The organism is Mycetocola sp. (genome assembly GCF_025464835.1).
Taxonomy (GTDB): domain Bacteria; phylum Actinomycetota; class Actinomycetes; order Actinomycetales; family Microbacteriaceae; genus Mycetocola_A.
Window position 1 is genome coordinate 1 of the sequence record NZ_JAODMP010000074.1, and the last position, 6,596, is coordinate 6,596.

The following is a 6,596-nucleotide window of genomic DNA, read 5'->3' on the forward strand; positions in this document are numbered from 1 at the left end:
GCCGCCGATCGGTATGAGGTGCACCCGATGACGATCCGCAGAGACTTCGACGTCCTGGAACGGGAGGGCCGCGTCCGCCGGGTACGGGGCGGCGTCGTCACCGTCGACGATGCCCCTTTCACGCTTCGGCGCTCGCGTCAGCTTCGGGCGAGCAGACCATCGCCGCGAAGCTCCTCCCCCTCATCCCGGACGGCGGGTGATCGGGCTGGATGCGTCAACGACGGTGCTTGTTCTCGCCGAGCTGATACCCCCGGACCTCACGGTCGCTGCCGTGACGAACGATCTGGTCGCGTTCGAGGCGTTGTCGCGCAAACGCGGTGTCCAGGCCTATCTCACGGGGGGTGAACGGGAGGAGCGAAAGCTGAGTCTTGTCGGGAGTCTGACGCAGCAGACGTTCGCCGCCTTTCACCTTGACCGCAGCATCCTCTCTGCCATGGGGGTGCACGCGTCGAGCGGGACGAGTGAGAGCACGCTGGAGCAAGCCGCTGTGAAGGACGCGATGGCGCGAGCCTCCGGCGAGGTGGTGCTCGCTGTCGATGCGAGCAAGCTCCAATCGCATTCGCACGTTCATGCGCTGGCGCTGGATCGCGTCACGACGCTTGTCACCGACCTCGACCCGCAGACGTGCGTCTTGACCCGTATCGCCGCCTCGTGCCGGATATCCGCTGATCGAACCAGACGCTTCCAGCTGAGCACGTCTCAGGGCATCGCCGGTTCGCCCAGGGGCGTGGCGGGGTCCGGATCGCGGACGAGGACCGGCTGAGGCGCGTTGTCGAGGGATGTCAGGGCGGTGGTTGCCTGTGAGACGGCGAGCGCTCCCCAGGAGGCAGCGAGGGCAAGGCCGGACGGGACATCGATCGCGCTCGGGTCTGAACCCGACGATCCGACGAGGAATCCAGCCAGCGACGCGTCGCCAGCACCGGCCGTGTTGACGACCGTCGCTCGCGCTCGCGCGTGCCAGAGTCCGTCTGCCGAGAGCGCAAGGGCGCCGTCTGCACCCATGCTCACGTAGACGACGTCGCATCCTCCGCGGTGCAGCTCGGCGGCTGCCCCTGCAACATCCCCGATCGATCGGAGCGGACGACCCGTCAATTCGGCGAGTTCGTGGGTGTTGGGCTTGAGAAGGGTCACGAGATCCAGATGCTGAGTGGCTGTCTCGAGGGCGATCCCTGCGGTGTCGATGGCGACACGGACCCCCCGCTGCTGTGCCTTCCGGAGCAGATCGGGGAACGGAACCATGAGGTCGGACTCGACGATGTGCGGCAGTGAGCCTGACACCACCAGCCAGTCGGCGGCGAGACGGGTGATCTCTGTGTCCACCTGGCTGACCAGGGCCTCCCACACCGCGGTGTGGAGGGGAAGCGGGCTCTGGTTGATCTTCGTTGTCCCCGACTCCCTGTCGAGCAACGTCGTGTTCACTCGGGTTCGCCCGCCAGCGGGAACGATGACGAGCAACCCCTGGCTTGCGGAGGATTCGGCGAGCCCTAGCGCATCGGTCCCCAACGGGAGGACAGCGGACACGGGGTGCCCGCCGAGCGCCACCGCTCGCGCGACATTGACGCCTTTGCCGCTCAGCTCGGTGGAGACAGCGCTCGCCCGGTTGACCTCTCCGAAGCGCAACTGGGAGACGGTATAGGTCCGGTCGATCGCCGCCGCGGGTGTCACAGTGACGATGCCGCTCATGACTTCACGTCCGAGCCGATGACGAGAACGTCGAGGTTGGCATCCTGCAGTCGGTCGAGGTCACCTTCCGGCACTCCTGCGGACGCCACGACATGATCCACGTCGCTCAGCCGAGCATATTTCACGTATCCAGGGCCGGCGGGCGAGCCCCCCTTCACGAGAACGACGGCCGCTCGCGCGGCGGTCAGCGCGGCGGAAAGCGCCGCGGCGCCTTCAGGATCAGACGCCAGGAAATACCCGTCCGGTGTGAATCCGTCGGTCTCGATCACACTGAAGTCAACCTCAAGGCCGGCCAGCTGATCGCGCGCCCACATCCCAGACAGCGAGCCGTCCGCTTGCACGGCCCCGCCGATCGTGTGCACCTTCGCGTCGGGGTTGGCCAGCACCGCCGTGAGGGCGACCGACGTCGAGCCGGCGATCAACTGGATCCCCGGCCGCTGGGCCAGAAGTGCTGCCACCATCTCGCAGACAGGTCCGGGGCCGAGATACACCGCCGGTGCGTCCGAAACGAGGTCAGCCGCGGCAGCAGCCATCGGTTCCCATTCGGCAGGCCTCAAGCGTGCCATCGGTTCGCCGGCGGCGACGCTCACGGCGCCCCCGTGGGTGCGCCGGAGCAGGCGATGGTTCTCGAGCGACCGGAGATCCCGTCGTATCGTTTCCTCGGTGACAGCCAGCTCGACGGCAAGGTCCCCGACCTCGACCCGCCCGTCCCGACCAAGACGCTCCAGGATCCGGTCGCGCCTGGCATTCACGCGCGCCTCAGCAACGTCAACGACGGTCACGCGCGCTCCCCGTCTGCCAGGCCGGCTTCTTCCGACCACCACGGTCCCATCGAACTCAGCAACGAATCGAATGAGGAGACAAGGTTTCCCCAATAGTCGGCGGATTCTGTGGTGGGGTGCACGGCAGGTGCCCGGCTCACCAGCTCATCCTGCGCCTGTTCGACTGAGTCGAAGACGCCAACTGCGACGCCGGCGACGAGAGCGGCACCGAATGCACCCGCTTCATCGGAATCCACGACGGTGATTGGCGAACGGAGGGCGTTGGCGACGAGTTGCACATACAGAGGCGAACGGCTGAGACCTCCCCCGAGGACGACGGGATCATCCCATGTGAACCGTTCGGCCAGAGCGCGGGTGTGCCAGCTATGCATGAGGACGATCCCCTCCAGGGCCCCCCGGAGAACGTGAGCCGGTGTGTGCCAGGACCGAATGCCCGCGATCGTTCCTGACGGCTCGGAGCCGAGCGGTGAGTTCACGACGAACGGAAGGATCAGTGGCACATTCTCTTGCGGGTCGAGCCGCGCAGCTTCAGCGAGCAGGAGATCGCGTTCGGTGTCGGCGGTCACGCCCAGCAGGCGAAGAATCCAATCGAAGCTGGGCGACGCGGTGGCTGACGTCGACATGGCGATCCGAAGGTCCGGTGTGATCGACAACCTCGACTGCCACCGCGGATCAACGTCCGGTCGAACGGTGGTCACACCGTTCGTGCTGAAGGATCCGGCTACCAGAGCGAGTCGCCCGGGCACGAGAGCACCCATCCCGATGGACGCGGCCTGCACATCATGCATTCCAGCCACGACCGGGGTCCCGGTGGCGAGGCCTGTCCTTGCCGCCGCCTCGGCCAAAACCGTGCCGACGACATCGCCGCTCCGATGCACCCGCGGAAGGAGTCGTGCGATGTCCGCTGGCAGACCGTAGGCCTCGATGATTTCCGCGCTCCAGCTGGCGGTCGACGTGTCGAGGACCGAAGCACAGGCGTCGGAGTAGTCGGTGGCGATGATGCCGGTGAGGCGCAGTCGGATGACGTCTTTGCAGAACAGCATGGCGTCGGCCCGCTGCACACGTTCTGGGTCGTGTCGCAACAACCACAGCAGAAGATTGCCTGCTGCGCCCGGGGTCGGCAGCTGCCCTGAGCGCTCGAGGACGGTTCGCAGCCGTCCGGGGTCTGAGGCCAGCTCTGCGGCCTCCCGGAATGCCCGTGAATCCATCGCCGTAATCGCCGGGCCCACCGGCTCGCCCGTTGCGGAGACGAGATGGAGCCCGTCGCCGTGGCCGGCGATGCCAACGGCGACGATGTCAGCTGCGTCAACGCCGGACAGTCGGACAGCGTCCGAGATCGCGTCCGCTGTCGCATCCCAGAGTGCATCCTGCGAGCGTTCCGCGAAACGCTCGGCCGGACGATCGATCGGACTCGACCGGCGTGCGGTGGCGACCGGACGCAGTTGCTCATCGTGGACCACCGCCTTCACGGCGGTTTGCCCAGCGTCGACCCCGAGGAGATATCTGCGGCGACCATCTCGCTCGCTCATGATCACTCCCTGGTCTTGTCCCCCACCTGGCGGTCGGCGAGAAGTCTGATTGTGTGTGGTTCGAGCAGCTTATCAACACAAACGGAGATTGCGGCAACAGTTTCGGCTACGATGGAGCCGACCGGATCCGAACCTTATCCGCACGAGAGAGTGCCATGTACCCTGCCGAACGGCACGCCGTCATCCTCACGGCCGCGCGGGACGCATCCGGCCGGATTTCGGTTGCCGAGACCAGCGAACGCCTCGGTGTCGCCAGGGAAACGATCCGACGTGATCTTGCGGTGCTCGAACGGCAGGGAGCAGTCCGGCGGCAACGCGGCGGAGCGACCCTCGTCGATCGTGTCCCATTCGAATTGCCCATACAGACCCGACGGACGACCGAGGCGGATGAACGCAGGGCGATCGCGGCGCAGGTTGTCGCCGATCTGCCCGAGGAAGGCGTGATCCTCCTGGACTCCGGCTCGATGACGCTGGAAATCGCCATGCTGCTCCCAGCGGACAGCCGACTCCTCGTCGTCACCAATAGCCTGCCCGTCGCGGCTCTTCTCGCTGGCCGACCGCAACTCACCGTCCTTGCATTGCCCGGCCAGGTCCGCGCCGTCACTCAGGCGACCGTCGGCGGCTGGGCACAACGCCGGCTCGATGAACTCCACGTCGACGTCGCGGTGCTCGGAGCCAACGGTGTCCACCTCACGGCCGGCGTCACGACCACCTTGCCCGAGGAAGCCGAGATCAAACGGGGTATGCTCCGGGCGGCGCGTCGTCGTGTCCTCGCTGTGACGGCGTCGAAGGTCGGCACCAGGTCGTTCTGCCACGCCGCCGACCTCGCCGAGTTCGACGTTCTCGTGACGGATGACAGGGTGGACGCAGCAACGGCCGAGGAGCTCAGCGCCGCCGGCCCGGCCGTCCGCCTCGTCGCAGCCGGCATGCCGCCCGAGCCATCCATCGAATCCCTGTGAGAGGAACCGCACAGTGCCACTCGTGACCACCGGAGATATCCTCCATCGCCATCGGGCTGTCCTGGCCTTCAATGTGATCCAACTCGAACATGCAGAGGCCATTCTGCTGGGGGCGGAGCGCGCCGGGCGGCCCGTCGTGCTGCAGATCTCCGAGAATGCGGCCCGGTACCACGGAGCGCTCGCGCCGACGGCGCTTGGGGTTCTCCGTCTCGCCGCAGACGCCGACGTCGACGCCGCTGTGCATCTGGATCACGCCGAGGACGAGAAGCTGGTCGCAGAGGCCGTGGCCCTCGGTTTCACCTCCGTTATGTTCGACGCGGCGACGCTTCCGTATTCTGAGAACACGCAGCGGACAGCCGCCGTCGCCAGGTCAGCGCAGGAGCACGGTGTCTGGGTGGAAGCCGAACTCGGCGCCATCGGCGGCAAGGGTGGCGCGCATACGCCGGGCGTTCGGACCGATGTCGATGAAGCCGTCGACTTCGTCGCGGGCACGAGAGTGGATGGCCTCGCTGTCGCTGTCGGTAGTTCTCATGCGATGACGTCGCGGAGCGCGACGCTGGACTTCGACCTCATCGCCGCGCTTGCCGACGCACTGAGCGTTCCTCTCGTCCTGCACGGCTCAAGTGGAGTGAGCGACGACGACCTGGTCCGCGCCGTCGGGCTGGGCATCCGCAAGGTGAACATATCCACACACATCAACGGCGTCTTCAGCCGACGCGTCAGGGCCGCACTCACGGCGGACCCTCACCTCGTCGACCCTCGCAAGTACCTGGGCCCGGCTCGGCAAGCCGTCGCAGACGAAGTGGAACGCCTCCTGCGTCTCATCTGACGACTACCGACGAAGGACGACCCCGGGGCATGCCCGGGGCCGTCCTCGTGCTTTCAGTCGATCAGCAGCTTGACTTGTAGATGGCGTTCTTGGCGTCACCGTCCACGTTGTCCTGCGTGATGATGGTGAAGCCGGTCTGGATGCTTTCCTCGGTCTTCTCTCCGTCCAGCGCCCGAATGGCCTGCTCAACGCCGTTCTCACCGATCGTCGCTGGTTCCTGTGCGACAAGCGCCTGAACCGTGCCGGCTTTCAGCTGCTTCACCTGGGCGGGCCCGGCGTCGAAGCCGACGATAGTCACCTCGTCCTGCTTGCCGGCCTGCTGCACGCCCGTCGCCGTTCCCTCCGCAGCGAAGAGGTTCGCCGCGAAGATGCCTACGATGTCCGGGTTCTTCTGCAGCGCTGCCGTCACGATCTCAGCCGCGGTGGCCGGTTCGTTGTGGCTGTACTGGACGCCGAGGAACTCGAAGTTACCGTCTGCTTCGGCTGCCTTCTGGAAGCCCTCGGCCCGAGCGTCGGTCGTTGAGATGCCCGGGTCGACAGAGACGACAAGCACCTTGCCGCCATCCGGGTGTTCTCCCTTGATGGCGTCGAACGCCGCAGCGCCGCCGCCCTTGTTGTCACTGGCGATCCTCGAGACAGCGAATGACGGATCTTCGACCGTCGTGTCGACGAGAACGACCTTGATGCCCGCATCGGCCGCTGCCTTCAGCGGACCCTCCATGGCCTTCACATCCGTCGGGGCGACGAGGAGCGCGTCAGGCTTGGACGCCACGACCGAGTCGACGAGCGGCTTCTGCAGGGTCGGGTCGAACTT

7 protein-coding genes and 1 pseudogene are annotated in these 6,596 nt (G+C 66.5%); 4 read left to right on the forward strand and 4 right to left on the reverse strand.

All coding sequences use genetic code 11. The annotated features are described in order from the left end of the window. Nucleotides 1-96 (forward strand): annotated as a pseudogene (locus JWP90_RS13200) (DeoR family transcriptional regulator); the annotation flags it as partial. Nucleotides 97-109: 13 nt separating this feature from the next. Beyond that, nucleotides 110-763: a hypothetical protein gene (locus tag JWP90_RS09635; protein WP_297363125.1), complete on the forward strand. Its 654-nt coding sequence runs from the start codon at nt 110-112 to the stop codon at nt 761-763. Here the strand turns inward: JWP90_RS09635 and JWP90_RS09640 are convergent. The 3 genes from JWP90_RS09640 to JWP90_RS09650 are packed head-to-tail and all read right to left on the reverse strand — an operon-like array spanning nt 700 to nt 3,994. Next, on the reverse strand, nt 700-1,683 hold the full coding sequence (locus JWP90_RS09640) for a 1-phosphofructokinase family hexose kinase (protein WP_297363127.1): 984 nt from the start codon (nt 1,681-1,683) through the stop codon (nt 700-702). The two genes, JWP90_RS09635 and JWP90_RS09640, sit on opposite strands and share 64 nt — an antisense overlap. Continuing rightward, nucleotides 1,680-2,465, reverse strand: a complete 786-nt coding sequence (locus JWP90_RS09645) for a DeoR/GlpR family DNA-binding transcription regulator (protein ID WP_297363130.1) — start codon at nt 2,463-2,465, stop codon at nt 1,680-1,682. Before JWP90_RS09645 ends, JWP90_RS09640 begins: the two co-directional genes overlap by 4 nt. Further along, nucleotides 2,462-3,994, reverse strand: coding sequence for an FGGY-family carbohydrate kinase (locus JWP90_RS09650; RefSeq protein WP_297363133.1), 1,533 nt, complete (start codon nt 3,992-3,994; stop codon nt 2,462-2,464). Before JWP90_RS09650 ends, JWP90_RS09645 begins: the two co-directional genes overlap by 4 nt. A gap of 155 nt (nt 3,995-4,149) precedes the next feature. Between JWP90_RS09650 and JWP90_RS09655 the strand changes: the two genes are divergently transcribed. Continuing rightward, on the forward strand, nt 4,150-4,953 hold the full coding sequence (locus tag JWP90_RS09655) for a DeoR/GlpR family DNA-binding transcription regulator (protein ID WP_297363136.1): 804 nt from the start codon (nt 4,150-4,152) through the stop codon (nt 4,951-4,953). Between the two features lie 22 nt (nt 4,954-4,975). Beyond that, complete coding sequence (locus JWP90_RS09660) at nt 4,976-5,782, forward strand: class II fructose-bisphosphate aldolase (RefSeq protein ID WP_297363139.1); 807 nt, start codon at nt 4,976-4,978, stop codon at nt 5,780-5,782. A 61-nt stretch (nt 5,783-5,843) separates the two neighbouring features. Here the strand turns inward: JWP90_RS09660 and JWP90_RS09665 are convergent. After that, nucleotides 5,844-6,596, reverse strand: a 753-nt coding sequence (locus JWP90_RS09665; protein WP_297363142.1) for an ABC transporter substrate-binding protein, incomplete at its 5' end; no start/stop codon positions are given.

Excerpts from the sequence above, each read along its gene's own strand:
- JWP90_RS09635 (WP_297363125.1), top strand. The coding sequence starts at position 110 with ATGCCCCTTTCACGCTTCGGCGCTCGCGTCAGCTTCGGGCGAGCAGAC.
- JWP90_RS09640 (WP_297363127.1), bottom strand. The coding sequence starts at position 1,683 with ATGAGCGGCATCGTCACTGTGACACCCGCGGCGGCGATCGACCGGACC.
- JWP90_RS09650 (WP_297363133.1), bottom strand. The coding sequence starts at position 3,994 with ATGAGCGAGCGAGATGGTCGCCGCAGATATCTCCTCGGGGTCGACGCT.
- JWP90_RS09655 (WP_297363136.1), top strand. The coding sequence starts at position 4,150 with ATGTACCCTGCCGAACGGCACGCCGTCATCCTCACGGCCGCGCGGGAC.